The organism is Cobetia sp. D5, assembly GCF_035666195.1.
GTDB classification, from domain to species: Bacteria; Pseudomonadota; Gammaproteobacteria; order Pseudomonadales; family Halomonadaceae; genus Cobetia; species Cobetia amphilecti.
In genome coordinates this window covers 824746-850282 of sequence record NZ_CP142020.1, presented here as the reverse complement: position 1 = coordinate 850282, position 25537 = coordinate 824746, and the positions used below count along the sequence as shown (strand labels likewise).

24 protein-coding genes and 1 other RNA gene are annotated in these 25537 nt (G+C 63.7%); 6 read left to right on the top strand and 19 right to left on the bottom strand.

Going from position 1 to position 25537, the window contains the following annotated elements:
• Positions 1-5: 5 nt before the first annotated feature.
• From mraY to rsmI, 8 genes are all read right to left on the bottom strand, one after another.
• Positions 6-1088, bottom strand: coding sequence for a phospho-N-acetylmuramoyl-pentapeptide-transferase (mraY, locus tag U0O11_RS03615; protein ID WP_043332504.1), 1083 nt, complete (start codon positions 1086-1088; stop codon positions 6-8).
• 9 nt (positions 1089-1097) lie between these two features.
• Positions 1098-2561 (bottom strand): UDP-N-acetylmuramoyl-tripeptide--D-alanyl-D-alanine ligase, encoded by a 1464-nt coding sequence (locus U0O11_RS03610; protein WP_324691703.1) that lies wholly within the window; start codon positions 2559-2561, stop codon positions 1098-1100.
• Positions 2558-4156 carry a UDP-N-acetylmuramoyl-L-alanyl-D-glutamate--2,6-diaminopimelate ligase gene (locus tag U0O11_RS03605; protein WP_324691701.1) on the bottom strand — a complete coding sequence of 533 codons (1599 nt, stop codon included), beginning with the start codon at positions 4154-4156 and terminating at the stop codon, positions 2558-2560. The genes U0O11_RS03610 and U0O11_RS03605 overlap by 4 nt, the downstream gene beginning before the upstream one ends.
• Positions 4157-4261: 105 nt before the next feature.
• A complete protein-coding gene (locus U0O11_RS03600) occupies positions 4262-5923 on the bottom strand; it encodes a peptidoglycan D,D-transpeptidase FtsI family protein (protein ID WP_054555193.1) in 1662 nt (553 codons plus the stop codon).
• A gap of 116 nt (positions 5924-6039) precedes the next feature.
• Complete coding sequence (gene ftsL, locus U0O11_RS03595) at positions 6040-6360, bottom strand: cell division protein FtsL (protein WP_043332508.1); 321 nt, start codon at positions 6358-6360, stop codon at positions 6040-6042.
• 250 nt (positions 6361-6610) lie between these two features.
• Positions 6611-7597 carry a 16S rRNA (cytosine(1402)-N(4))-methyltransferase RsmH gene (rsmH, locus tag U0O11_RS03590; RefSeq protein WP_324691698.1) on the bottom strand — a complete coding sequence of 329 codons (987 nt, stop codon included), beginning with the start codon at positions 7595-7597 and terminating at the stop codon, positions 6611-6613.
• Between the two features lie 285 nt (positions 7598-7882).
• Positions 7883-8235: RNase P RNA component class A (rnpB, locus tag U0O11_RS03585), an RNA gene on the bottom strand.
• Positions 8236-8337: 102 nt separating this feature from the next.
• The gene (gene rsmI, locus U0O11_RS03580; RefSeq protein WP_043332510.1) at positions 8338-9201 is read right to left on the bottom strand and encodes a 16S rRNA (cytidine(1402)-2'-O)-methyltransferase; all 864 of its coding nucleotides are present in this window, start codon (positions 9199-9201) and stop codon (positions 8338-8340) included.
• A 196-nt stretch (positions 9202-9397) separates the two neighbouring features.
• Between rsmI and U0O11_RS03575 the strand changes: the two genes are divergently transcribed.
• From U0O11_RS03575 to U0O11_RS03560, 4 genes are read left to right on the top strand one after another with little or no spacing between them, the layout of a single operon-like run.
• Complete coding sequence (locus U0O11_RS03575) at positions 9398-11299, top strand: penicillin-binding protein activator (RefSeq protein ID WP_082388134.1); 1902 nt, start codon at positions 9398-9400, stop codon at positions 11297-11299.
• 1 nt (position 11300) lies between these two features.
• The gene (locus tag U0O11_RS03570) at positions 11301-11702 is read left to right on the top strand and encodes a YraN family protein (protein ID WP_052384397.1); all 402 of its coding nucleotides are present in this window, start codon (positions 11301-11303) and stop codon (positions 11700-11702) included.
• A gap of 21 nt (positions 11703-11723) precedes the next feature.
• Complete coding sequence (locus U0O11_RS03565) at positions 11724-12317, top strand: phosphoheptose isomerase (RefSeq protein WP_043332512.1); 594 nt, start codon at positions 11724-11726, stop codon at positions 12315-12317.
• Positions 12318-12354: 37 nt separating this feature from the next.
• Positions 12355-12933: a BON domain-containing protein gene (locus U0O11_RS03560; protein ID WP_054555092.1), complete on the top strand. Its 579-nt coding sequence runs from the start codon at positions 12355-12357 to the stop codon at positions 12931-12933.
• Between the two features lie 199 nt (positions 12934-13132).
• Here the strand turns inward: U0O11_RS03560 and U0O11_RS03555 are convergent, their stop codons facing one another.
• From U0O11_RS03555 to zapE, 8 genes are all read right to left on the bottom strand, one after another.
• Complete coding sequence (locus U0O11_RS03555; protein WP_131431375.1) at positions 13133-13729, bottom strand: ClpXP protease specificity-enhancing factor; 597 nt, start codon at positions 13727-13729, stop codon at positions 13133-13135.
• A gap of 167 nt (positions 13730-13896) precedes the next feature.
• Positions 13897-14523 carry a stringent starvation protein SspA gene (gene sspA, locus U0O11_RS03550; protein WP_043332516.1) on the bottom strand — a complete coding sequence of 209 codons (627 nt, stop codon included), beginning with the start codon at positions 14521-14523 and terminating at the stop codon, positions 13897-13899.
• A gap of 215 nt (positions 14524-14738) precedes the next feature.
• Positions 14739-15539 (bottom strand): cytochrome c1, encoded by an 801-nt coding sequence (locus U0O11_RS03545; RefSeq protein WP_324691695.1) that lies wholly within the window; start codon positions 15537-15539, stop codon positions 14739-14741.
• 8 nt (positions 15540-15547) lie between these two features.
• Positions 15548-16810: a cytochrome b gene (locus U0O11_RS03540; protein ID WP_324691693.1), complete on the bottom strand. Its 1263-nt coding sequence runs from the start codon at positions 16808-16810 to the stop codon at positions 15548-15550.
• Positions 16810-17406, bottom strand: a complete 597-nt coding sequence (petA, locus tag U0O11_RS03535; protein ID WP_043332520.1) for a ubiquinol-cytochrome c reductase iron-sulfur subunit — start codon at positions 17404-17406, stop codon at positions 16810-16812. Before petA ends, U0O11_RS03540 begins: the two co-directional genes overlap by 1 nt.
• 217 nt (positions 17407-17623) lie before the next feature.
• Positions 17624-18013 carry a 30S ribosomal protein S9 gene (rpsI, locus tag U0O11_RS03530; protein WP_043332522.1) on the bottom strand — a complete coding sequence of 130 codons (390 nt, stop codon included), beginning with the start codon at positions 18011-18013 and terminating at the stop codon, positions 17624-17626.
• A 13-nt stretch (positions 18014-18026) separates the two neighbouring features.
• Entirely contained in the window at positions 18027-18455 is a 429-nt protein-coding gene (gene rplM, locus U0O11_RS03525) for a 50S ribosomal protein L13 (RefSeq protein ID WP_043332524.1), read from the bottom strand.
• A 251-nt stretch (positions 18456-18706) separates the two neighbouring features.
• The gene (zapE, locus tag U0O11_RS03520; protein ID WP_324691690.1) at positions 18707-19864 is read right to left on the bottom strand and encodes a cell division protein ZapE; all 1158 of its coding nucleotides are present in this window, start codon (positions 19862-19864) and stop codon (positions 18707-18709) included.
• A 498-nt stretch (positions 19865-20362) separates the two neighbouring features.
• On the opposite strand from zapE, the gene U0O11_RS03515 reads away from it, so the two are divergent.
• On the top strand, positions 20363-20815 hold the full coding sequence (locus tag U0O11_RS03515) for a YhcB family protein (RefSeq protein ID WP_043332529.1): 453 nt from the start codon (positions 20363-20365) through the stop codon (positions 20813-20815).
• Between the two features lie 100 nt (positions 20816-20915).
• On the opposite strand, the gene U0O11_RS03510 is transcribed toward U0O11_RS03515, so the two are convergent.
• Complete coding sequence (locus U0O11_RS03510) at positions 20916-21683, bottom strand: Nif3-like dinuclear metal center hexameric protein (RefSeq protein WP_248379510.1); 768 nt, start codon at positions 21681-21683, stop codon at positions 20916-20918.
• A gap of 186 nt (positions 21684-21869) precedes the next feature.
• Here U0O11_RS03510 and U0O11_RS03505 point away from each other — a divergent pair, with 186 nt between their 5' ends.
• Positions 21870-23186, top strand: coding sequence for a S1C family serine protease (locus tag U0O11_RS03505; RefSeq protein ID WP_324691686.1), 1317 nt, complete (start codon positions 21870-21872; stop codon positions 23184-23186).
• A gap of 141 nt (positions 23187-23327) precedes the next feature.
• On the opposite strand, the gene hisD is transcribed toward U0O11_RS03505, so the two are convergent.
• Together hisD and hisG are read right to left on the bottom strand one after the other, a co-directional pair.
• Positions 23328-24632, bottom strand: coding sequence for a histidinol dehydrogenase (gene hisD / locus U0O11_RS03500; RefSeq protein ID WP_324691685.1), 1305 nt, complete (start codon positions 24630-24632; stop codon positions 23328-23330).
• 191 nt (positions 24633-24823) lie between these two features.
• A complete protein-coding gene (hisG, locus tag U0O11_RS03495) occupies positions 24824-25468 on the bottom strand; it encodes an ATP phosphoribosyltransferase (RefSeq protein WP_131431369.1) in 645 nt (214 codons plus the stop codon).
• Positions 25469-25537 lie beyond the last annotated feature (69 nt).

The window sequence follows — 25537 nt, the reverse complement described above, 5'->3', positions numbered from 1 at the left end:
CGTCCTCAGCGAACCTTGAGTGTGGCCAGGCCAAGCAGCACCAGCACGACGGTGATGATCCAGAAGCGCACGATGACGCGCGGCTCCGGCCAGCCTTTCAGCTCGAAGTGGTGATGCAGCGGCGCCATGCGGAAGATGCGTCGCCCGGTCAGCTTGTAGGAGCCGACCTGCAGGATCACCGAGACGGTTTCCATCACGAAGACGCCGCCCATGATGAACAGCACGATTTCCTGACGCACGATGACCGCCACGACCCCCAGTGCCGCGCCGAGTGCCAGCGCGCCCACATCACCCATGAAGACCTGGGCGGGATAGGTGTTGAACCACAGGAAACCGAGGCCGGCACCCGCGATGGTGGCGCAGAACACCGCCAGCTCGCCGGAACCGGCGATGAAGGGAATGTGCAGATACTCGGCGAACTTCAGGTTGCCCGAGGCGTAGGCGAAGATGGCCAGGCCCATGGCGACCAGCACGGTCGGCATGATCGCCAGACCATCGAGGCCATCGGTCAGGTTGACCGCATTGGAGCTGCCGACGATCACGAAGTAGGTCAGCACCATGTAGAACACGCCCAGCGGGATGACGACGTCCTTGAAGAACGGCACCAGCAGGCCCGTCTCGGCCGGCGTGCTCGCCGTCAGATACAGCACCACGGCGGCGCCGATGCCCACCACCGACTGCCAGAAGTACTTCCAGCGCGCCGGCAGGCCACGCGGATTCTTCTCCACCACCTTGCGGTAGTCATCGACCCAGCCGACGGCGCCGAAGCCCAGCGTGACGGCCAGCACCACCCAGACATACAGGTTGGTCAGGTCGCCCCACAGCAGGGTGGAGACGGCCATCGACAGCAGGATCATCACGCCGCCCATGGTCGGCGTACCGGCCTTGGAAAGGTGAGACTTGGGGCCATCGTCGCGCACGGCCTGGCCGATCTGGCCATCGACGAGCTTGCGTATGACCCAGGGACCCAGCCATAGACACAGCAACAGTGCCGTCAACGTGGCCAATACCACGCGCAGGGTCAGATAATTGAAAACCGTAAAGGCGCCATTGAATTGGGCCAGAAACTCAGCAAGCAGCAGCAGCATGACTCACATTCACCTTGATGCGTCGACCTTGAGCGCGGCAACGACATTCTCCATGCCAGCGCTGCGAGACCCCTTGACCAGAACACTGGCCCCGGTGGGTAGATGGTTACGGGCGTAAGCTTCCAGCTCTGCCCGCTCGATAAAGTGCTTGCCACCGGCCCCGAAGGCCTCGGCAGTCGCCTGAGCGCCCTCGCCGCAGGTGGCAATGAAATCTATGCCCAGCTTGCGGGCGTAATCGCCCACCTCGGCATGCAGACGTTCGGCGTCGGCTCCGAGTTCGCCCATGGCGCCCATCAGGCACCAGCGCGGCGCAGGCAGTGTCGCCAGCAGATCCAGCGCCGCCAGCATGGCGCCGGGGTTGGCGTTGTAGCTGTCATCCAGCAGACGCGAACCGTTGATGCCTGCCACAACCCCCAGCCTGCCGGGTACGCTCTCGGCGCTCTCGAGCCCGGTGATCACCAGATCACTGTCGATGCCCAGTGCCAGGCACGCCGCGGCAGCCGCCAGCGCATTGGCCACGTTGTGACGCCCCAGCAACGCCAGTTGGACACGACCGAGCGAGCGGCCATCAAACGTCAGTTCGAAAGCATAACGCCCGAGTTCATCCGCGCCTAGCTCACGTGCCTGCAGGCGTGCCGGGCGATCACCGCTATCCGCGCTGCCATCCACGCCGCCATCCGCAACACTGAAGTCGATGACATCGACCGCCTGGCCGGTTGCGGCCAGCGCCTGCCATAGCGAGAAGTAGGCGTCATCACGGTTGAGCACCGCGACCGGACGTCGCCCTCCCAACGGGCTCAAGCCCGCCAGAATCTCGCCCTTGGCCTGGGCGATCTGCCCCATGCCGCCGAATTCGCCGACATGGGCGCCGGTGACATTGGTGATCACCGCCACTTGCGGGCGCGCCAGGGCTGTCGTCCAGGCGATCTCGCCGAGATGATTGGCGCCCAGTTCGACCACGCCGTGCTGGTGGGCGTTGCTCAAGCGCAGCAACGTCATCGGCAGGCCGAAATCGTTGTTGAGGTTGCCATGATTGGCGAGGCTTTCGGCCTCGAAACGCGCGGCATCCCGCACTAGGATGGCATGCACCAGGCCCTTGACGCTGGTCTTGCCGCTGTTGCCGGTCACCGCGATCAGCGGCCTCCCCCAGGCACGGCGACGCGCCGCCGCCAGCAGCCCGAAGGCCAGGCGGGTATCCGCGATGACGATCTGCGGCAGCGGATCATCCACTGCCCGCTCGACCAGCGCTGCGACGGCGCCATTGGCACGAGCCTGGGCGAGGAAGTCATGGGCATCGAAGCGCTCACCCTTCAGCGCCACGAACAGCGGTGCGGCCTGCTCGCCAAGCTTGCGGGTGTCCGTCTCGATAGCGCCCAGTGCCTGACCGCGCAATGCCTGTGGCAGCTGCGCCCCGAGCACCGCGGCCAGTTCCTCGAAGGTGCCCAGAGCGACGGGCTGTTCAGGCGCACTCATGCGTCACGCTCCTGACCTTCCAGCATCGAGAGCTCACGACGCTCCAGCGCCGCGACCACATGGGCTACATCGGAAAACGGCAGTCGCTGACCATCGATTTCCTGATAGTCCTCGTGCCCCTTGCCGGCGATCAGGATGACATCATGCTCACCGGCATCGCGGATGACCTGAGCAATGGCTTCGCCACGCTCGGCGATATCCAGCACGCGCTCGCGGGCATGGATGCCGGTCATCATCTGCTGACGGATGGCAGCGGCATTCTCGGTGCGCGGATTGTCATCGGTGATCACGACACGGTCGGCGCCCTGTTCGGCGGCCGTGGCCATCAGCGGGCGCTTGCCGCTGTCGCGATCGCCACCACAGCCGAGTACACACCACAGGCGCGCATCATCCCGCGCCGGCAGGTGGGCACGCAGCGCGGTCAGCGCCGTCTCGACGGCCTCCGGCGTGTGGGCGTAGTCGACCACCACCACCGGTGCGCCATCACGACTCAGGCGCTGCATGCGGCCCGGCACCGGCGTCAGACGCGGCGCGGCAGCAAACAGCCCCTCGAACGAATAGTCGAGGCCATGTAGGATCAGCATTGCCAGCAAGGCGTTGTCGAGATTGAAGCGCCCCATCAGATTGAGGCCCAGCTCACGCTCGCCATCCGGCGTCGCGATCACGGCAACCTGGCCCAGCGGCTCGGGGAAGACATCCAGCACGCGCAGGGTCGCGACATCATCACGCCCCATCGCCAGCACGCGCACGCCGCGCTGCATGCCGGCCAGCATCAGACGCGCCAGCGCATCGTCGGCATTGAGCACCGCAAGCTTGAGTTCGGGACGCTTGAACAGCTTCGCCTTGGCCGCCGCATAGGCCGCCATGCTGCCGTGATAGTCGAGGTGGTCCCGCGAAAGATTGGTATAGCCCGCGACGGTGAAGCGACAGCCATTGACGCGCCCTTGATCCAGCGCATGCGAGGAGACTTCCATCGCGATCAGCTCGGCACCGGCCAGGCTCAGGCCCTTGAGCGCCGCCTGCACGGCCAGGGCATCAGGCGTGGTGCGCTCGCCCGCGACCAGCGCGCCGGGACGCCCGATGCCGAGCGTGCCGATCATGCCGGCGGGCGTGCCCATCGCTTCGGCCAGCTCGGCAATGTAATGGGTGACGGAAGACTTGCCATTGGTGCCCGTGACCCCGACCAGCGTCAGCGACTCGGGCACGCGGAAGGCCTGGCGGCCCAGCTCACCGAGCTGCTCGCCCAGATTCTCGAGCCAGACGACTCTGGCATCGTCTGAATGCAGTGCGAGACGTGCATCCCCGCCTGCGGGTCTTTCGGCCAGCACCAGCTCGGCACCGCCCTCAAGCGCCGCGGCGATATAGTCGCGGCCATCGCTGGCGATGCCGGGGATGGCGATGAAGAGGGAACCCTGCGCGGCACTGCGACTGTCGATCGTCAGGTGCCAGTCATCGCGCGCGGCAAGCCGTGCACGGCAATCGTCATTGAGGCCGCCTGGCCACAGCGCCAGCAACGCTGCCAGCATGTCTGTCGCCGTGGCCAGCGGGCGCGCCAGAAACTCGCCCAGGCGTCTGGAATCGTGCGGTGAAGTCATGTCGGAAGACCTTCCTTGTTCCCGATGTCCCGGAACGTATTCACTACATGAGAAAAAAGACGCAGTCGCCCGCCCGAGGCCGACGACCGTGCCACATGAAAAGCGTTACTCACCGACCTTGCTGTCCGGCGGCACATCCAGCAGGCGCAATGCCTTGCCCACCACGCGCCCGAACACGGGCGCCGCCACCAGACCGCCGTAATATTCTTCCCCTTTGGGGTTCTCGATCATCACCACGGTCACGATACGCGGATCAGACACCGGTGCCACACCCGCGAACAACGAACGATACGCGGTCTTCTGATAGCCACCGGCCGTCACCTTGCGTACGGTGCCCGTCTTGCCGGCGATGCGATAGCCTTCGACCACCGCCCGCTTGGCAGGCCCGTTCGGCTGCACGATCTTCTCCATCATGCCGAGCAAGGCGTGCGCGTTGTCCGATGAGATCACCTGGTCACCCACCGGCGGCGTCTTGACCTTGAGCAGCGACGGCGGCACACGACGGCCGTCGTTGGCGAGCGCGGTGTAGGCACTGGCCAGCTGCAGCGCCGAGACGCTGATACCGTAACCGTAGGAGATGGAGGCCCGCTTGCTGCGCGACCAGTTGGTCGGCGGCGGCAGCACGCCGGTCGTCTCGCCCGGGAAGCCGGTGCCCGGCGCCTGGCCGAGGCCCAGCTCATAGTAGCGATTCCACACCGCATCATCCTCGAGACTCAGCGCCATGCGGCTCATGCCGATATTCGAGGAATGATAGAGAATGCCCGCCATGTCGAGCTTGCCGTAGTTGCGGAAGTCACGAATGGTGAACTGGTCGACCCGCATGTAACCCGGCGTGGTATCGATCACCGAGTCCGGCTGATACTTGCTGGAGGCAAGGCCAGCGCTCATCGACAGCGGCTTCATCACCGAGCCGGGTTCGAAGGCATCGGTGATCGCGCGGTTACGCAGCCCGGCGGGATCAAGCCCGGCGCGGTTGTTCGGGTTATAGGACTTCTGATTGACCATCGCCAGCACTTCGCCGGTGCGCGCATCCATCATCACCAGAGTGCCGCCATCGGCGCGGTGCTCCGCCACGGCCGCCTTGAGCTCGCGGTAGGCCATGTATTGCAGACGCAGGTCGATGGAGAGGGTCAGGTCGCCACCGGGCTTGGCTTCGCTGATCAGATGCAGGTCACGCACCAGGCGCCCCTTGCGATCCTTGAGCACGCGCCGCTTGCCCGGCGTACCGGAAAGGTAGGAATTGTAGGCAAGCTCGAGCCCCTCCTGGCCCTTGTCATCGACGTTGGTCACGCCGATCAACTGGGCGGAGACTTCTCCGGAGGGGTAATAGCGCTTGTATTCCTGCTTGTGGCTGACGCCCGGAATATCGAGGTCAATGGCAGGCTGGGCCTGCGGCGGGGTCATCTGACGCTTGATGTACATGAAGCCCTTGCCGGCATCACGATAGCGGCGGACGCGTGCGATCAGGTCATCCGGCTTCTGCCCCAGCGCGCGCGCCAGCAATGACAGCCGCACGGGGTCGTCGGGCACCTTGCGCGGGTCGGCCCACAGGGTGATGACCGGTGTGGAGATCGCCAGCGGCTCACCGGTGCGATCGGTGATCATGCCGCGGTGAGCATTGATGCTGTCGACACGCAGGGTGCGTGCGTCGCCCTGATCCTGCAGGAACTGCTGATCGAAGAGCTGGAGATAGCCGATGCGGCCGACCAGAGCGACGAGCCCGGCCAGCACGATGAAGAGCATGATGCGATAGCGGGCTGGCCCCATGGCCGCGCGCGCGCTCTTGCGGGCACCGCTTGCGGCCTTGGTACGAGCGGGCGTCTCAGCGCCGGCGGCTTTGCGCGGGTTGCGCGGGCGAGACGAAGGCGGGCGACGCGTGGCCATCAGCGAATGACCTCGACATCGTGGACATCCGGGACACGCATCTCGAGTCGCTCGATGCTGATGCTTTCGATACGCGCCGGTGCCGACCAGGCGCTTTCTTCCAGCAGCAGGCGGCCCCAGCGTGCACGCGCATCATCGCGCGCCGCTTCCAGCTTCTGCAGCTGGGCATATTGGCCGCGCGAGAGGTGGGAGCTGATCACGACAGCAGCGGCAGAGCCGAGCAGACTGAGCATCAGCACCGCGAAACACAGGTGACGCCAACGCATCTGCACCTTGATCGGCCAGTTACCCGTCCAGCCATCCTGTCTCCGTCCCGCCATGCCGACTCCCTAATCACTCTGAACGTGATGCCCCGCATCACGAATATCCTTGCAGACTGCCAACGTGCAGGCGCGATGTTCGCTCACTTGTTTGAAGCGCCCGGCGCATTATGTCAGCAAGTGGCGTTAGCCGCTAAGAGTTGCAGCACGGCAACACTTGTGTCGTCCTTTCACCACAGCCCACTTGCGCGCGCGCCTGCCGGTAGGCAGGCGCAGAAAGAGGCACGATTCCCCAGAGGGAGCACTGACGCTATTTGAGCTTTTCGGCAATGCGCATCACGGCACTGCGCGAACGGACATTGGCATCGACTTCGCTTTGCGAGGCCTTCTGCGCCTTGCCCACCAGCTTGAGACGCTTGTTGAGCTGGTCTTCGCGGATCGGCATGCCACGCGGCGCCTGATCCCCCCGCGCCTTGTCACGCATGAAGCGCTTGACGATGCGATCTTCCAGCGAGTGGAAGCTGATCACGACCAGACGACCGCCGGGCTTGAGCGCCTCGAGACCGGCATCCAGCGCGCGGGTCAGCTCATCCAGCTCACCATTGATGTGAATGCGGATCGCCTGGAAGACACGCGTCGCCGGGTGCTTGTGCTTCTCCCAGTTGGGGTGGGCATCCTTGATCAGGCTGGCGAAGTCGCCGGTGCGCATGATGGGTCGCTCGGCGCGACGCTCCACCACGGCGCGTGCCAGACGCTTGGCATAACGCTCCTCACCATAGGTCTTGAAGACCCAGGCCATGTCCTCGGCACTGGCACGCGACAGCCACTCGGCGGCGCTCTCGCCACTGGTGGGGTCCATGCGCATGTCCAGCGGGCCATCATTCATGAAGCTGAAGCCACGCTCGGCATCATCCAGCTGCGGGGATGACACGCCGATATCGAGCAGGATGCCATCCAGCTGGCCATGCACGCCCTCACGCTCGGCATACTCGCCAAGACGCGCGAATTCACCGGCATGGATACTGAAGCGCTCGTCATCGATGGTCGCGGCTTCCGCCAGCGCCTGGGGGTCACGATCACAGGCGATCAGACGCCCCTCGGGCGCCAGGCGCGACAGGATCAGACGCGAATGGCCACCGCGACCGAAGGTACCGTCGAAGTAGACGCCGGCCGTGTCCTGAATCAGGCCATCGACCGCGCCATCGAGCATGACACTGACATGCGCGAAGCGATCAGCCACTTCGACGGACTCGGTATCGGCAGACTCGGTAACGGAAGGAGCGCTGGGCTTGGACATGACGAAACTCTGGACCTTGGCACGCAATGCGAGCAGTGAAAGCCGGTGGCAAAGGGCACCGACAGCATAAGAGCGGAGACAGCGCCTGCGTGCAGCAGGCAAGCAGCTGAAACACGAATTCAAGTGCCATAACCGACAACCGGCGCCTGTCACGGCAGCGTGTTCGTTGCCATCCAACTGCAATGGTCATTCACGAAACACGCAGCGGACGGCGCCGGTCATGCGAATTCAAGGTGTGCTGCCATCGCTCGCATCGCGAAGGCTGGCAGCACACTGACGTTATAAGGCGGGAGATGGCCGATAAGCCGGGTCTTGTCGTGGACAGTCATTCATCTAGGCCCTGAATCACTTCAGGGCTCAAGCAACCAACCCGCCCCCACTGCGGGCAGCAGCATAGGGGGCCTATTTGGTCTTGCTCCAGGTGGGGTTTACCTCGCCGCGAACTGTTACCAGCCGCGCGGTGCGCTCTTACCGCACCCTTTCACCCTTACCGGTCAGCCGAAGCTGACGTAGGCGGTCTTCTCTCTGCTGCACTTGCCGTCGGCTCGCGCCGCCCAGACGTTATCTGGCACCTTGCCCTATGGAGCCCGGACTTTCCTCCCCCAGCTTGCGCTGGCGGCGACTGTCTGGCCGTCTCCCAAGCGCGCAAGACTACCAGTGTCATGGGCCTTTCACAAGACGAAGCCCGTGCAGCCCGAACAATGGCAGCGGCAAAAAAGTCTGGCGTGACAGAGGTTTGCTTATTCCTCTGCCGCGTCCTTCATGGCTTGCGCCTTGGCATACCAGGCTTTCTTGCGCCCGCCCACCAGACGTGTGGCGATGGCGGCCATCTGCTTGACGCCCACACCCTCCTCGAACAACACCTGCAACAGGGCGTCGCCTTCGACACTGGCCGCCTCATCGCCGTCACGTGCCGGCGCTCCTTCGATCATGACCACGAACTCGCCGCGAGTCTGATCACTGTCAGCGTCCATCTGCGCCAGCAGCTCGGCTGCCGTGCCATCGAGGAAGGTCTCGAAGGTCTTAGTCAGCTCACGGGCCAGCACGACCCGGCGCTCACCCAGCACCTCGCGGATATCGCCGAGCAGCGCCTGGATACGGTGCGGAGACTCATACAGCACATGGGTGGCGCTATCGTCGCGCAGCGCGGCAAGGCGTGCCTGACGCGGGCCGCCCTTGTGGGCCAGAAAGCCTTCGAAGGTGAAGCGATCCGTCGGCAGACCCGCCGCACTGAGGGCGGTGATCAACGCGCACGGCCCCGGCAGCGGCACTACCTTGAAGCCACGCTCGCGCAGGGCGCGCACGACGATGAAGCCGGGATCGGAGATCAGCGGCGTGCCGGCATCGGAGACCAGCGCGACGCGTCGGCCTGCCTCCAGCGCCTGACACAGCTGGTCGACACGACCACGTTCATTGTGATCGTGCAGGGACATCATGGGCACTTCCAGGCCCAGGTGACGCAGCAACCGCGCACTGTGGCGGGTATCCTCGGCTGCGATCAGGTCCACTTCTCCCAGCACCCGCGCGGCGCGGGGACTGAGATCATCGAGGTTACCAATCGGCGTGGCGACCACGTACAATACGCCTTCAGAAGACTCGGACATTCAATGCTTCGACTCGTTGAACTCAATGGTAGAAATGGTCGTCAGACACAGGCAGATTGCCTTGGGACATTTCATCCGAAGGACGCTGCATGCGTGGCCCTGATCGACCGAGTGCCATGATGCCTTTCACCCTTCATCACAGTAGGCGGCGATGCAGTCCTGACCACATCGCCCATCAGCCAAGGGACCGTCGTACATGCGCCAGACATGGAATCGTGCATCAGCCAATACGCTGGGCACTTCGTCAGCCATCCGGCAGGAGGCCGCGCGCCGTTCACGTTCCGGCCTGCGCACGCTGGCGGGCCTCGCCGCCTCCGCCCTGCTGCTGGCAGGGTGTGCCGGACAGTCACCGCTTTCCAGCGGCCCCGGGGCCGATGCCCTGCTCGCTCAGGCCGAGCAGCAACAGGGTCAGCAAGCGGCCAGTACGCGCCTGCAAGCTGCGGACATCCTAGCACGCAGCGGCGACAACGCGCAGGCGATCACCATCGCATCCGACATCGACCCGACAAGCCTCGAGCCGCAGGAGCGCGTGCAATGGGCCCTGCTGCTGTCGCGTATCGCGCTTGAGCAGCAGGACGGCTGGAACACGATCCTGGCCACCTCGGTACTCGAGGACAACATCCAGATGTCCGGCGATGACCAGCGCACACTGCGCAAGCGTCGCGGCCTGGCACTCGGCATGGTCGGCGAACCCCTGGCCAGTGCCCAGACCCTGATCGCCCTGCAGGCCGATAGCGATGACCTGAGCATCAACGACACCCTGTGGGAGCAGCTCACGCGCCTCTCGCCCAGTCAACTCAACGAGCTGGCCAGTGCCAGCCCCACCGCCAGTGGCTGGACGGACCTGCTGCGCCTGCAGCGTCGCTTCGGTGGCAACATCGACCAGATGTTCTCCGCCATCAACGACTGGTCGGACGCCAACCCGCAGCATCCCGCCGCACGCCAGATGCCGCAGGGCATCCTCGACCTGCGCGAGCTCTCCGGCCAGGAAGTGCGCAAGATTGCCGTCTTCCTGCCCGAGTCCGGCTCGCTCAAGCGGATCGCCCAGGCCATCCGTGAAGGCATCGAGGCGCGCCATCGCAGCGCCATCGACAATGCCGAGGCCACGCCGCAGCTGAGCTTCTATGACACCTCGAGCGCGGACCTCAAGACCCTGTATGCCCGTGCCACCATGGATGGCGCCCAGGTCGTGCTCGGCCCGCTGGACAAGAAGCTGGTCAGTCAGCTCGAGACCCAGAACAGCCTGCCGCTGCCGACACTGGCCCTCAACTACGGCACCCATGACAGCAATCGCGCTGACAACCTGTTCCAGTACGGCCTGTCCGCCGAGGACGAAGCCCGCCAGGTCGCCATGCGCGCCGCGCTTGATGGCCATCGTGGCGCCGCCGCACTGGTGCCCAACAATGCCTGGGGTCAGCGCGTCTACAGCGCCTTCCGCGACCGCTTCGAGCAGGAAGGCGGCGACATCGTCTCCGTCGAGCGCTACAACCCCAAGGGCGCTGTCAGCTCAGCCGTCAAGGACCTGCTGTCGGTCTCGAGCCAGGATCAGGCGCGCATGAAGTCCGCCAAGAAATCCGGCAGCAAATACGGCCGCGCCCACTCCGGCAACATCGACATGATCTTCCTGCTGGCGCTGCCGAGCTATGCGCGTCAGGTGCCGCCGATGCTGGACTTCTACTACGCGGGCGACCTGCCGATCTACGGCACCTCCCATCTCTATGACGGCGCACCGCAGCCCGATCAGGATGGCGACCTCAATGGCGTCGACTTCGTGGACATTCCCTGGGAAGTGCCGGAGGCCTCCTCCGGCGGCAAGGCGTCCCTGCCGGAAGTCGACACCTACCGCGCCCTGTCCGATGCTTCACCGCGCATGCTCAAGCTCAACGCCATGGGGGTCGATGCCTATCGTCTGGCCCAGCGCGTACCGCTGATGCTGGCCGGTGCGGGCGGCGAACTCTTCGGCGCCACCGGCAGCCTCTTCCCGCGCCACGATGGCCGCATCGAGCGCACGCTGCCCTGGGCTGAATTCAGAGGTGGCGTACCGCGTCCGCCATTGAAAGGCGCCAACAGCCGCACCGTCGAAGCCTACACGCCCTGACATGACACGCGCCGACTCGCCCTCTGGCAAGGCGCACCCGCCTCCCCAGCGTCGCGCCCGAGCGCGCGGCGCCGTCATCGAGGCGGAGGTAGAACAATGGCTGGCAGCGCGTGGCCTGACACCCGTCACGCGCAACCAGCATGCCAAGGGCGGCGAGATCGACCTGATCATGCGTGACGCCGAGACCTTGGTCTTCATCGAGGTGCGCTACCGGGCCAACTCCCGCTTCGGCAGCGCACTGGAAAGCGTGACCCATACCAAGCAACGCCGGCTGATCACTGCCGCGCGTTTTTATCTGGCCCAGCACGGGCTATCATGTTCCTGCCGCTTCGACGTGGTAGGCGTGGAGGGGACCTCCCCTCGTTCCATTCACTGGATTCGCCACGCCTTCGAAGCGTTCTGAAGCCAACGACCAAGAGCCATCATGGATTTCCAATCGCGTATTCTCGGCCACTTCAACGCCAGCATTGACACCAAGACCTACGCCAGCGAAGTGCTGCCGCCCTTCATCGAAGCGGCCAGCCAGATGATGGTCCAGAGCCTGGTCAATGACGGCAAGATCCTGGCCTGCGGCAACGGCGGCAGCGCCGGCGACAGCCAGCATTTCTCCTCCGAGCTGCTCAACCGCTTCGAGCGTGAGCGCCCGAGCCTGCCGGCCATCGCGCTGACCACCGATACCTCCACGCTGACGTCCATCGCCAACGACTACAGCTACAACGAGGTGTTCTCCAAGCAGATCCGCGCCCTGGGTCAGCCCGGCGACATCCTGCTGGCCATCTCCACCAGCGGCAACTCCGCCAACGTGGTGCAGGCCATCCAGGCGGCTCACGACCGTGACATGCGCGTCGTCGCCTTGACCGGCCGTGACGGTGGCGACATGGCGTCACTGCTGGGCAGCGAAGACTGCGAGATTCGTGTTCCCGCCACCTCTACGGCACGCATCCAGGAAGTCCACCTGCTGGCCATCCACTGCCTGTGCGACCTGATTGATCATCAGCTGTTCGGCAGCAACGAGTAATCCGCGCGCCCCACGGCATTCACCAGGAGAAAACGGCATGACGCCCAAGAACCTGCTTTCCCTCATGGCCACCGCCGGCTTCCTGACGCTAGCCGGCTGCACCACCGTCGCCGACCTGACCAACAGCGGCCCGATCGACGAAGACTATGGCGATCGCACCCTGGGCGCCCAGGTGGAAGACGAGAGCATCGAGACCAAGATCGAGGTCAATCTCGGCAAGACCGATGCACGCTTCAATGATGCCCACGTCAACGTGAACTCCTACAACGGCATGGTGCTGCTGACCGGCCAGGTCGCCAGCGACGAGCTGAAGCAGAAGGCCACGGACATCGCCAAGGATGTGCGTCGCGTTCGCCAGGTGCACAACGCGCTGGAAATCAGCGCCAATGCCCCAGCCAGCCAGCGCGTGCAGGACACCTGGCTGACCACGCGCGTCAAGGCCACGCTGGCGGCGGATGCCAACATCGACTCCGGCCGCATCCTGGTTCTCACCGAGAATGCCAGCGTCTACCTGATGGGTATCGTGACCCGCGCCGAAGCCGACCAGATCGTCAGCAAGGTCTCTGAAGTCGGCGGCATCCAGCGTATCGCCAAGGTCTTCGAGTACCTCGACTGATCGAGGTGGCGCACTTGCATGCCTGACATGCAAAGTGCGCTGAACGAAAAGCGCCCTGAACGAAAAGTGCCCTGATTAAATAGTGCCCAGAATGAAAAATGCCCCGCAGGCCGAAGCCTGCGGGGCATTTTTCATGACAGGAGCGACATCAGGCGGACAATGGCCAACCCTCATCCATCGCTCCCACCTGCCGACGTGATTACTTGATCACGCGCAGCGAAGGACGACCCTTGCGCGGCGGCTTGGGCTGATCATTGTCATCAGCACCCTGCTCGTCGCTGGCCGAGTCCGACGCCTGCTCTTCATCGGCGGCTTCGGCATCAGCGCCTGAGCTTGTCTCGACGGACGCATCCGCTGATTCCGAGGCAGGCACCTCTTCCTCGACGGGCGCACTGCCGACACTGGCCAGCGTCGGGCGCGCTGCGGCGGCCGGCTCGGCATCTGGCGCGGCTTCACCGAATGTCATCTCATCGGCACCCGGCATCACCGGCTCGTGACCGAAGACCATACCGACACCGTTTTCACGCGAATACAGCGCGACCAGGGCCGCCGTCGGCACGCTGACGTGCATCGGCTGACCACCGAAGCGGGCATTGAAGCTGACCCCTTCATTGGCGATCAACAGATCACGCACCGCACCGGGTGCGATATTGAGCACGATCTGGCCGTTCTGGACGTGTTGACGCGGCACCTGGACACCTTCCTGCTCGGCGTCCACCACGATGTACGGCGTATTGTCGTTATCCAGCAGCCACTCGTAGAGTGCGCGTGCCAGATAAGGGCGACTGGAAAGCATGGGAGAACCTCTTGAACTGCAATGAGTGTCAGCGACGACCGAAGTCCATTCCGCCAACGGGCCAACGCCCCGCACATCGCTCACATCCATCATCCACAGACTGATGAGCGAGGACGAAAGCCCGAATGCGTGACCGATCGATCAGTGACCGAAGGATCACGCACGGATCAGATGCGCATCTCGCGCTCGGCCTCGGACAGCGACGCCTTGAAGGCATCACGCCCGAACAACCGCTCCATGTAGGTCAGCAGCGGCTTGACCTGCTTCTCCGGCAGCTCGATTCCCAGTGTCGGCAAGCGCCACAGGATCGGGGCAATGCAGGTGTCCACCAGCGAGAACTCGTCGCTCATGAAGAACGGCATGTCGTCGAAGATCGGGGAAATGCCGATCAGGCTTTCACGCAATTCCTTGCGTGCCTTGTCGGCTTCCTTCTTGGTGCCTGTCTGGATGGTTTCCATCATCGGCACCCATTCGCGCTCGATGCGATGCATCCACAGACGGCTCTGGGCGCGCGCCACCGGATACACCGGCAACAGCGGCGGATGCGGGAAACGCTCGTCCAGATATTCCATCATGACCTTGGACTCGTAGAGCACCAGGTCGCGATCCAGCAGCGTCGGCACACTGTTGTACGGGTTCAGGTCGGCCAGTTCGGCCGGACGGCTGTCATCATCCACATCAATGATATCGACTGCCACACCCTTCTCGGCCAGCACGATCCGTACACGGTGGCTGAAGTGGTCGTCACCACCGGAGTAGAAGGTCATCGATGAACGCTTGGCCACAACACCCATGAAACTGTCCTCGCATCTGTTCGAGACATGCCCGTGTCAGCTTTTGGCCTGACAAACGGGGATAAGTTTCCTCTGGCCTGCCCTTGTCACAACGGGCCCTGCCAGAGGGTCAGCCTGCGCCACCTCGAGGCGACGCAAGCGGGCGCGCGACTGATCAGCCGCGCGCCCGTCACTGCCGGCTCGCCATTATCACTGAGACCCCGCCCCGGGGGCCATCAATGAATGTCGCGCCAGTATTCCTTCTTGAGAAGATACGCCAGCAAGGTAAAGATCAGAATGAATATTAACACCTTGGGGGCCATGCTCTCAGCCTTGAGTCGCGAAGGCTCGCCGACATAGGCCAGAAAATTGGTCAGATCCCACATCGCTTGATCAAACTCCCCTGCCGTCATGCTGCCAGGCTGGGTGATCTCTAGAATATCACAGGACGCATAACGCCCCGTGTCGGGATCGATCTCCGCCCCCGCTACCGACAGGTCACTCTGTCCACAGACCTTTTCCTGCACGCCCTGCAGCGATTCCAGCACATGCGGCATGCCGACCTGGGGGAAGACCGCATTGTTCACGCCCCACGGACGTGACGCATCGCGATAGAAGCTCTTCAGATAGGTGTAAATCCAGTCCGTGCCGCGCAGACGCGCCTCGAGCGACAGATCCGGTGGCGGCGTGCCGAACCAGCCGGCCGCGTCATCTTTCTGCATGCCCGTGCGCATGGTGTCATTGATCTTGAGCGCTGGCGAGAGAATCAGATATTGCTCGACCAGGTCCTCGGGCATCCCCAGGTCCTCTGCGGCACGCGAGTAACGCTGATACTGCAGGCTATGACAGCCGAGGCAGTAATTGGTGTAAAGCTGCATGCCTCGCTGCAGCGAGGGCTGATCGTGCAGATCCGGCTCCATCGTCTCCAGCGGCACCGCGCTGCTCGCCGCGCTCACCATGCCCGACCCCATCAGGCTCACTACGGCCAGCAACCCTGCTGCCAGCCCGCGTTTGAGCCACTCCCTTGACCCACTCATCAGCGCGCTCATCGGCCCGTCACCCTGTCAGGCACCGCTCGCGTCGTCTCGAAGCGCGTATACAGCGGCATCAGTATGAAGAAGGCGAAATATGCCACGGTCGCCAGCTGCGCGATGATCGTGCGCTCCTGCGTGGGCGGCATCACCCCCAGCACGCCCAGCGTCACGAAACTCACCACGAAGATGACGATGGCGATACGCGACAGCCAGCCCTTGTAGCGGATCGAGCGCACCGCCGAGCGATCCAGCCACGGCAGCACGAACAGGATGGCGATCGCCAGCCCCATGACCACCACGCCCCAGAACTTGGCATCCACGCCGAACAGCGGGTAATTGACCGCGCGCAACATGGCGTAGAACGGCGTGAAGTACCACACCGGCGCGATGTGCTCGGGCGTCTTGAGCGAATTGGCCGGCTCGAAGTTCGGCGTCTCCAGGAAGTAGCCGCCGCCTTCGGGGAAGTAGAAGATCACCGCACAGAACACGAACAGGAAGACGCCGACGCCGACGAGGTCCTTCACCGTGTAATAGGGATGGAAGGGAATGCCATCCAGCGGCTGCCCCGCCTCATCCTTCCTGTCCTTGATCTCGATGCCATCGGGGTTGTTCGAGCCCACCTCGTGCAACGCCACCAGATGCAGCACCACCAGCCCGACGATCACCAGCGGCAAGGCAATGACATGCAGCGCAAAGAAGCGGTTCAGGGTGATTCCCGAGATCAGGTAGTCGCCACGTATCATCTGCGCCAGGTCTGCCCCGATGACCGGAATCGCCGTGAACAGCGAGATGATCACCTGCGCACCCCAGTAGGACATCTGACCCCAGGGTAGCAGATAGCCCATGAAGGCCTCGGCCATCAGCGCCAGATAGATGCACATGCCGAAGATCCATACCAGCTCGCGAGGCGCACGGTAGGAGCCATACAGCAGGCCACGGAACATGTGCAGATAGATGACAACAAAGAAGGCCGAGGCGCCGGTGGAATGCATGTAGCGGATCAGCCAGCCGTACTCCACATCGCGCATGATGTACTCGATGGAGGCAAAGGCCCCCTCGGCACTCGGCGTATAGCTCATCGTCAGCCAGATGCCGGTCAATATCTGATTGACCAGCACCAGCAAGGCCAGCGAGCCGAAGAAGTAGAAGAAGTTGAAATTCTTCGGCGCGTAGTAGCCGGTCAGATGGTCCTGCAGAAACTGGGTGGCCGGCAGGCGGTCATCGATCCAGCGCATGATGCCGCGTGGCGCCTTGGCACGGTTTGGATTCCCCATCAGGCAGCCTCCTCGTCGACACCCACCACCAGCACCTGCTCACTCTCATAGCGATGCGGCGGCACCTCCAGATTCGAAGGCGCCGGCACTCCGGTGAAGACTCGCCCGGCGAGATCGAACTTGGACCCATGACAGGCACACAGATAGCCGCCCGGCCAGTCCGCACCGAGATCCGCCGCGCCGATCTCGGGACGATAGCCAGGCGAGCAGCCCAGGTGCGTGCAGATACCCACCAACACCACATATTCCGGCTTGATGGAACGCAGCACGGCATCGACATAAGGGGGCTGCTGGGGGCGCAGAGACTCGGGGTCCTGCAGCTCTGCGGGGGGGATGGCGCGGATATCGGCGATCATCTCGGGGGTGCGACGCACCACCCACACCGGTTTGCCGCGCCATTCGATGGTCATCTGCTGCCCGGGTGCCAGCCGCGAGATATCCGCCGTGACAGGCGCACCTGCCGCACGGGCACGCGCACTTGGCTGCCAGGACGCCAGGAAGGGCGTTGCGATACCGACCACCCCTACCGCCCCGACCACGGTGGTTGCGCTGACGAGGAAGCGGCGTCGCCCTCGGTTCACAGCTTGATCTGACATTTTATTGTTATCTCCCAAACACTACCGCTTGATGCTGGGCCATCCACTTGCCGAGCACTTGATGCTTGCTTGTATTAAAGGGCAAGAACAGAGCGCTCACAACTCAAGAAAGCCACCTTGACCAAAGCCGCTTTCGTCAATCGTGCAGCGAGACCGCAAAAAAAACGTCCAGCACCCTTGCGGGCACTGGACGTTCTTGTGGTCGACGCGAGTTCTCTTAACGCTTGGAGAACTGCGGACGACGACGGGCCTTGCGCAGGCCGACTTTCTTACGCTCGACTTCACGGGCGTCACGAGTGACGTAACCGGCGGCGCGGAGGGCCGGACGGAAGTCTTCGTTGTAAGCCATCAGGGCACGAGTGATGCCGTGACGGATAGCGCCGGCTTGAGCAGAACCACCACCACCAGCAACAGTGACGTAGACGTCGAACTGTTCGGTAGTTTCGGTCAGCTCGAGCGGCTGACGGACAACCATGCGGCCTGTCACACGACCGAAGTAGTCGTTCAGGTCACGCTGGTTGACGGTGATTTTGCCGGTGCCCGGCTTCAGGAAGACGCGCGCGGTAGAAGTCTTGCGGCGCCCGGTACCGTAGTGCTGCTGTGTCATGGCGATGCTTCCCTCAGATGTTCAGTTCTTGCGGCTGCTGCGCAGCGTGCGGATGCTCGGAGCCAGCATAGACTTTCAACTTGGACTGCATGGCACGACCCAGCGGGCCCTTCGGCAGCATGCCCTTGACAGCCAGTTCGATCACGCGCTCAGGCTTGTGCTCGATCATCTGGTTGAAGTTCATGGAGCGCAGGCCGCCCGGGTAACCGGTGTGACGGTAGTAGGTCTTGGCTTCTGCCTTGCGACCAGTCACAGCGACTTTCTCGGCATTGATGACGACGATGTAATCGCCAGTATCAACGTGCGGAGTGTACTCGGCTTTATGCTTGCCGCGCAGGCGACGAGCAATTTCGGTAGCCATACGGCCCAGCGTCTTGCCGGCTGCGTCGACGACGAACCAGTCACGCTGGACGGACTGCGGCTTAGCAGTAAACGTCTTCATGGATGAATCACCTATAGTCGGGTCTTGCACTTGTGTGCGCGACCAATCCCTATTTTTCTTGGTTGTCCGACGTCTGGCAGCGAGCGGCGTGCTGCTTGCGCAGTCACTGTCCCCTCATCTCCAGACTGCCCTCGCCCATCAGGAGTGAATGACTCAGGATGGCTCGAGAACCGGTCAACAGTTCGAGCGAGCGCGCATTGTACATGTCATGCCCGCCTACCACAAAGGCTATTTTGCCCTTGCCGCAGGTCTCACGGCTTGTGCGGCAGCGCGAGATACTCACGGGATTGCATTTCCTGCAGACGTGACAGCGTGCGCTGGAATTCGAAATCCAGGTTGCCGCTGGTATAGAGGTCCTCGACGGGCGTCGCGGCGCTCATCAGCAGCTTGACGCCCCGGTCATAGAACTCATCGACCATGTTGATGAAACGACGCACCTGGTCGTCGCTGTCGCGCCCCATCTGCGGCACCTCGGACACCAGCACGGTGTGGAATTCACGCGCGAGCTCGATGTAGTCATTCTGGCTACGCGGACCATCACACAGCTCATCAAAGTGGAACCACACCACGTCCTCATGGCGACGCAGGGCGTGCAGCACGCGATGATTGATGCTCAGACCTTCATCGGCATGGCCTTCGGCACCGGCGATGGAGCGGAATTCCCGCGCCAGCCGCGCGGCACTGTCATCGCCCAGCGGGCTATGGAAGAGCTCGGCGTGCTCCAGCGCGCGCAGGCGATAGTCGATGCCGGAATCGACGTTGACCACCGTGCAGTGACGCTTGACCAGGTCGATCGCCGGCAGGAAGCGCGCCCGCTGCAGGCCGTCCTTGTAAAGATCATCCGGCACGATATTGGAGGTCGCGACCAGCACCACGCCCTGCTTGAACAGCTCTTCGAACAGGGTGGCGAGAATCATCGCATCGGTGATGTCCTTGACGAAGAATTCGTCAAAGCAGATCACGCGTGCCTCGACGGCGAACTTGGCCGCTACCAGAGTCAGCGGATTCTTCTCGCCCTTGTAGTGGCCGAGCTCATTGTGGACACGCTGCATGAAGCGGTGGAAGTGCGTGCGCATCTTGTCGGCAAACGGCAGGCTCTCGTAGAAGGTATCGACGAGATAGGTCTTGCCGCGCCCCACACCGCCCCAGAAGTAGAGACCCATGATCTCGGGCGCTTCATCGACAGGCGCCGTGCGTGACGGCTTGCCGAACAGACGACGCACCTTGGAGCCCAGCCCGCCGCCACCCGTCGCGTCGGACACCTTGTCGGGCGTCTGGCGCGGCGTGCGCACGAGGTCGTCGTAGAGACGCTGCAGATGGCGAACCGCATCTTCCTGGGCGGCATCGTAGGCAAAGTCATCACGCTTGAGGTCTGCCTGGTACTTCTCGAGAGGCGTCGGTGCTGGCATTGAGAAACCCGCTGCAGGTCAGGCGCTACGGACTGGCGCATGCCTGACATGAAAAGAACAAGATCACGCCTGACCCGACACGGCGGGCAGGCAAGGACGAAATTGCGCGGCATTATACGCCTTGATGGCCACTTTACCCACTCACCAGCCAGCAATCGGCTGCGCGACGTGACTTTCGCCGCGCGCATCACTCGCAGGGCGTGAGCTGGCATCCGCCCACACCCCGCCGGCTGCGCCGACAGGCGACCAAGGTCGCGCGCCGCGTGAATTGACGCATCGCTGCACCACACCGATATAATGGCGCGTGGACGCTTTTGAAACGCAAACTGCACGAAAGACTGACGCAAGAAGGACAGCGGCAAGCGGCGCTGACCTGCTGGACACCAGACCGATCCCGAGATCGGCGTGATGGAACATCATTGAATACCGGCATCGTATCTCAGCGCTACCATGCCCCAGCGGTGACGATCACCGCAGTCGTGACACAAGGAGAGCGACGTGAACGAGAGCAACATTGACTGGATCCTGGCCATTGCCTGTTTTCTGGCTGGCATCGGTATCGGCGCCTTGTGCTACCACCTGCTGAATGCCAACGTGGCCCGCAATCAGAAGACCCGCCAGAAGCTGGCTGAGCGCGAGCTGGAGCTGACCCAGTTCCGCGATGCCCTCAACGACCACTTCTCCAAGGCCAGCGACCTGACCGACCAGATCCAACGCGCCGGCAATGAGCTGCGCCAGCATCTGGCCACTGGCGCCACCGCGCTGTGCGATGACAGCCAGCTCAAGCGCCGCCTGCTGGACACTGACACCACGCCGGACGACAGCGAGACCGACAAGGTCGACCTGCCGCGTGATTACGCCGACAACCGTGGCACCCTGTCAGAGGACTTCGGCCTCAAGCCGCAACCGAGCGAAGGCGAGACACCGGCTACCAACCCGCCGCGTATCTGATCGTCCTGCTGTCGTGAACCACTCACGGCATCTGAAAACGACAGCGACAACGACAACGGCCACCTCTCGAGGTGGCCGTTGTCGTTTCCGGCATCAGATGTCACGCCGGATTGTCGATATCCACGAAGCGGTGCTCCACACCATGTTCGGCGGCCAGCCACTCGCCGAGGGCCCGCACACCGTCACGCTCGGTCGCATGATGGCCCGCCGCGAAGTAGGTCACTCCCTCTTCACGGGCACTATGGGTGGTGCGCTCGGAAATCTCGCCCGAGAGGAAGGCATCGACACCGGCCTCGATGGCCAGACCGATATAGTCCTGAGCGCCGCCGGTGCACCAGGCAATGCGCTTGATGGGACGATCATGACCGGCCACGACCAGCACCTCACGCCCGAGACGCCGACTGAACTCGGCCCCCAGCGCGGTGCTGTCCAGCCCTTCCACCTCAGCGGCCAGACGCCCGACATGCACCAGGCCACGCCCGGGCACGCCATCCAGACAGCCTTCACTGACCAGCCCCAGACGCTCGGCCAGCTGGGCATTGTTGCCCAGGGTCGGATGCGCATCCAACGGCAGGTGATAGGCCGCCAGATTGATGTCATTGGCCAGCAAGGTCTTGAGGCGCCGACGCTTCATGCCGGTGATCTGGGCCGGCTCGTTCTTCCAGAAGTAACCGTGGTGCACCAGCACCAGGTCGGCCTGCCAGGCGAGCGCCTCATCAAGCAGCGCCTGACTGGCCGTCACACCGGTCATCACGCGGCGCACCTCACGGCGCCCCTCCACCTGCAAGCCATTGACGGTATAGTCCTTGAAGGCCTGCGCCTCCAGACAGCCATCCAGCACCTTCATCAGCGTGTCACGATCAGCCATTGGGCCTCCAGCAGTCAGAGTCATCGAGTGTTACACTGGCGAGCATTGTAACGGCGCATCGGCGCCATGTAAGCGTGTCGCGCCTTGACCGGGGCCATCCCTTCGCGTGGCACGTGGATCTTCAGGCTATTCATCTTCATGTCCGCAGCATCGCGTCGGTGCGCGGACTTTTTATCAGGTAATCCGATGCCCCGTTCTCTTCGCAGCACACTGCTCCCGCTACTGTGGCCCGTCGTCACCGGCGTCCTGCTGGCCGTCGTCGTGCTGGATCGCTTTCCGACGCTGGGCCTGGGCGAGCCCGCCCCGCAGCAGAACGAGCAGGCAGGCAACACCCCCTACCCGAGCCCGTCACAGAACTCTGCCGCCAATCAGCAGGTGCTGCCGCCTCCGAGCCTGACGCTGTCAGCGGCGCAGCGCGAAGAGTCGGCAGACCCTGTACTGCGTGAAGCACCGCCGCTGCAGCGCAACAGCGGTCCGGCCAGCTATCAGGCCGCGGTGGACGCCGCCGCACCGGCGGTGGTCAATATCTACTCCTCGCGCGAGATCAAGGACGACAGCAAGCATCCGCTGATGTCCGACCCCTTCTTCAATCAGTTCTACGGGGAAGACGCTCTGCGCAGCCAGCGCATGCTGTCGAGCCTTGGCTCCGGTGTCATTCTCTCCAGTGACGGCTATATCCTGACCAACAACCACGTCATCCAGGGTGCCGACCAGATTCAGGTCGCCCTGCGCGATGGCCGCGAGACATTCGCCAAGGTCGTGGGCGTTGACCCGGAATCCGACCTCGCGGCACTCAAGATCGACCTCGACAACCTGCCCACCGTGGCGATCGCCGATTCCACCCAGGTCCACGTCGGCGATGTCTCGCTGGCGATCGGCAACCCCTTCGGGGTCGGCCAGACGGTCACCATGGGCATCATCTCGGCCACCGGACGCAACCATCTTGGTCTGAACGCCTATGAAGACTTCATCCAGACCGATGCCGCGATCAACCCCGGCAATTCCGGCGGCGCGCTGATCAACACCGACGGCTCACTGGTCGGCATCAATACCGCCATCTATTCGCGCTCCGGCGGCTCGCAGGGCATCGGCTTTGCCATCCCCGCCAACCTGGCGCGCGACATCCTCGAATCGCTGGTCGACCACGGTCGCGTGATTCGAGGCTGGCTGGGCCTGGAAGTGCAGGAGCTGACGCCGTCGCTGGCGCACTCCTTCGGCCTGAGCGCCCCGCAAGGCGTGGTGGTAGCCGCCGTGCTGCGTGATGGCCCTGCCGCGCGTGCCGGCCTGCAACCGGGGGATATCCTGACCGCCATCGGCGGCAAGCGCCTACTGGATGCTCGCCTGGCCATGGCCGACATCGCCGCAGTCAAACCCGGCAATGCGCTGGAGTTGCGCCTGCTGCGTGACGGCAAGACGCTGGACATCGACGTCAAGGTCGGCGAGCGCCCGATTCCCGACAACACGCCGGCGGCCGTCGAGCCATCCTTGCAGGACAAGGGCTGAAGCGGAGCCATCGGCACGACGCCTTGAGTAGAACACCCGCCCCATGATGACAAAAGCCCCGCGACGGAGACCGTCGCGGGGCTTTTTTTACTGACCAGACAGGGCTCAGTCTCAGTTTCTGGCTCAGGCTCAGGCTCAGGCTCAGTCGAGAATGCGATTCTCGGCACTGCGCGCGTGCGCCGTCAGCGACTCGCCGCGTGCCAGTACCGAGGCAGTACGCCCAAGCACTGACGCGCCCTCTGGCGTGCACTGGATCAGCGAGGAGCGCTTCTGAAAGTCATAGACGCCCAGCGGCGAGGAGAAGCGCGCGGTGCCGGAGGTCGGCAGCACGTGATTCGGCCCGGCGCAGTAATCGCCCAACGCCTCGGAGGTGTGCGAGCCCATGAAGATGGCGCCGGCGTGACGCACGCCCTCGACCCACTCTTCCGGATTCGCCACCGAGAGCTCCAGGTGCTCCGGCGCGATGCGGTTGGTCAGCTCCAGCGCCTGCTCCGGTCCGCTGACGCGAATCAGGGCGCCGCGCTCACGCAGCGAGGTCAGGATGATCTCGGCACGCTCCATGGTCGGCGCCAGACGCTCGATGGAGGCCTCGACGGCGGCCAGGTGCTCGTCATCCCACCCGATCAGGATCGCCTGGGCATCTTCGTCGTGCTCGGCCTGGGAGAACAGGTCCATCGCCAGCCAGTCCGGGTCGGTCACGCCGTCGCTGACCACCAGAATCTCGGAAGGCCCGGCGATCATGTCGATACCGACCTGACCGAACACCGCACGCTTGGCAGTCGCCACGTAGATGTTGCCGGGGCCGACGATCTTGTCGACGCGCGGCACGGTCTCGGTGCCATAGGCCAGTGCCGCCACGGCCTGGGCGCCGCCGATGGTGAAGACACGATCGATACCCGCCAGGTGCGCCGCGGCCAGCACCAGCTCATTGACCACGCCGTCCGGCGTCGGCACGACCATGATGATCTCGCGCACGCCCGCGACATGCGCCGGAATCGCGTTCATCAGCACGGAAGACGGATAGGCCGCCTTGCCGCCCGGCACGTAGATCCCGGCGCGGTCCAGCGGCGTGACCTTCTGGCCCAGCAGGCTGCCGTGCTCGTCCTTGAAGGACCAGCTTTCCGGCTTCTGATGCTCGTGGTAGACACGCACACGCTCAGCAGCCACGGCCAGCGCCTCGCGCTGATCCGCCGGCAGGTCGGCATAGGCCTGGGCCAGACGCTCGGCACCGATGACCAGCTCGGCCATGCTCGAGACATTCAGGCGGTCGAAGCGGTTGGAGAACTCCACCAGCGCCGCATCGCCTTCCTGCTTGACGCGCGCGAGGATGTCGGTGACACGATGCTGTACCTCGGCATCGGACACGCCCTCCCATGACAGCAAGCGGTCCAGGCGGGCAGTAAAATCGGTATCACGGCTATCAAGCCGGTTGATCAAGGTATCCATGCGAACCTCTTTTCTCATTGCTTGGCAGAGAAGGCTGAACCGGACGGGCTCTGTCCAGCGCCTGCCCGCATCATCTTGATAAGCATCGTGATGAGCAGGGGCGGCAGCTTGCGTTTCGAGAGTCATCTTCTGCCACGGTCATCTATGCGACCTTGGGTATCCAGCGGGTCGAGGCCGACAGCCCGCGGCCATCACGCCTCGCGGCGGACTTCCACGGCCTGACGCAGGCGATCGATCAGCGGCTTGAGGCGATCGTGCTTCATGGTCATGGCGGCCTTGTTGACCACCAGACGCGTGCTGATGTCGGTGATCAGCTCGCGCGGCTCCATGCCGTTGGCACGCAGGGTATTGCCGGTGTCGACGATATCGACGATCTCGTCGGCCAGATTCATCAGCGGGGCCAGTTCCATCGCGCCGTAGAGCTTGATGACTTCGGCCTGGATACCCTGCTCGGCGTAATAGCGACGCGCGACATCGACGAACTTGGTCGCGACACGACGGCGAGCGCCCTGCTGCTGCTGACCGACGACACCGGCAGTCATCAGGCGGCACTTGGCGATTTCCAGGTCCAGCGGCTCGTACAGGCCTTCGGCACCATGCTCGAGCAGCACGTCCTTGCCGGCGATACCGAGATCGGCGGCGCCCAGCTGCACGTAGGTCGGCACGTCGGTGGCACGGATGATGACCAGCTTGACGTCCGGCAGATTGGTATCGAAGAGCAGCTTGCGGCTCTTGTCGAGATCTTCCAGCGGCTCGATGCCAGCGTCAGCCAGCAGCGGCAGGGTTTCCTTGAGGATACGCCCCTTGGAGAGGGCGACGACCAGTTGCTTGCTCATGGGGTATTCGCCCGTGCTTGTACGTAGGAATTCGGCACGCGCTGCCGGTCAATCAAGACCGACAGCGCG

Bases quoted from the DNA above. Each gene is read 5' to 3' on its own strand.
- U0O11_RS03540 (WP_324691693.1), bottom strand. From the start codon at position 16,810: ATGGGGAATCCAAACCGTGCCAAGGCGCCACGCGGCATCATGCGCTGG.
- U0O11_RS03545 (WP_324691695.1), bottom strand. From the start codon at position 15,539: ATGAGTGGGTCAAGGGAGTGGCTCAAACGCGGGCTGGCAGCAGGGTTG.
- zapE (WP_324691690.1), bottom strand. From the start codon at position 19,864: ATGCCAGCACCGACGCCTCTCGAGAAGTACCAGGCAGACCTCAAGCGT.
- U0O11_RS03600 (WP_054555193.1), bottom strand. From the start codon at position 5,923: ATGGGGCCAGCCCGCTATCGCATCATGCTCTTCATCGTGCTGGCCGGG.
- hisD (WP_324691685.1), bottom strand. From the start codon at position 24,632: ATGGATACCTTGATCAACCGGCTTGATAGCCGTGATACCGATTTTACT.
- sspA (WP_043332516.1), bottom strand. From the start codon at position 14,523: ATGGGTGTTGTGGCCAAGCGTTCATCGATGACCTTCTACTCCGGTGGT.
- ftsL (WP_043332508.1), bottom strand. From the start codon at position 6,360: ATGGCGGGACGGAGACAGGATGGCTGGACGGGTAACTGGCCGATCAAG.
- rplM (WP_043332524.1), bottom strand. From the start codon at position 18,455: ATGAAGACGTTTACTGCTAAGCCGCAGTCCGTCCAGCGTGACTGGTTC.
- U0O11_RS03605 (WP_324691701.1), bottom strand. From the start codon at position 4,156: ATGACTTCACCGCACGATTCCAGACGCCTGGGCGAGTTTCTGGCGCGC.
- U0O11_RS03505 (WP_324691686.1), top strand. From the start codon at position 21,870: ATGCCCCGTTCTCTTCGCAGCACACTGCTCCCGCTACTGTGGCCCGTC.
- U0O11_RS03555 (WP_131431375.1), bottom strand. From the start codon at position 13,729: ATGCTTTCCAGTCGCCCTTATCTGGCACGCGCACTCTACGAGTGGCTG.
- hisG (WP_131431369.1), bottom strand. From the start codon at position 25,468: ATGAGCAAGCAACTGGTCGTCGCCCTCTCCAAGGGGCGTATCCTCAAG.
- petA (WP_043332520.1), bottom strand. From the start codon at position 17,406: ATGTCAGATCAAGCTGTGAACCGAGGGCGACGCCGCTTCCTCGTCAGC.
- U0O11_RS03565 (WP_043332512.1), top strand. From the start codon at position 11,724: ATGGATTTCCAATCGCGTATTCTCGGCCACTTCAACGCCAGCATTGAC.
- rsmI (WP_043332510.1), bottom strand. From the start codon at position 9,201: ATGTCCGAGTCTTCTGAAGGCGTATTGTACGTGGTCGCCACGCCGATT.
- U0O11_RS03560 (WP_054555092.1), top strand. From the start codon at position 12,355: ATGACGCCCAAGAACCTGCTTTCCCTCATGGCCACCGCCGGCTTCCTG.
- rsmH (WP_324691698.1), bottom strand. From the start codon at position 7,597: ATGTCCAAGCCCAGCGCTCCTTCCGTTACCGAGTCTGCCGATACCGAG.
- rpsI (WP_043332522.1), bottom strand. From the start codon at position 18,013: ATGACACAGCAGCACTACGGTACCGGGCGCCGCAAGACTTCTACCGCG.
- U0O11_RS03575 (WP_082388134.1), top strand. From the start codon at position 9,398: ATGCGCCAGACATGGAATCGTGCATCAGCCAATACGCTGGGCACTTCG.
- U0O11_RS03510 (WP_248379510.1), bottom strand. From the start codon at position 21,683: ATGGCTGATCGTGACACGCTGATGAAGGTGCTGGATGGCTGTCTGGAG.
- mraY (WP_043332504.1), bottom strand. From the start codon at position 1,088: ATGCTGCTGCTGCTTGCTGAGTTTCTGGCCCAATTCAATGGCGCCTTT.
- U0O11_RS03570 (WP_052384397.1), top strand. From the start codon at position 11,301: ATGACACGCGCCGACTCGCCCTCTGGCAAGGCGCACCCGCCTCCCCAG.
- U0O11_RS03610 (WP_324691703.1), bottom strand. From the start codon at position 2,561: ATGAGTGCGCCTGAACAGCCCGTCGCTCTGGGCACCTTCGAGGAACTG.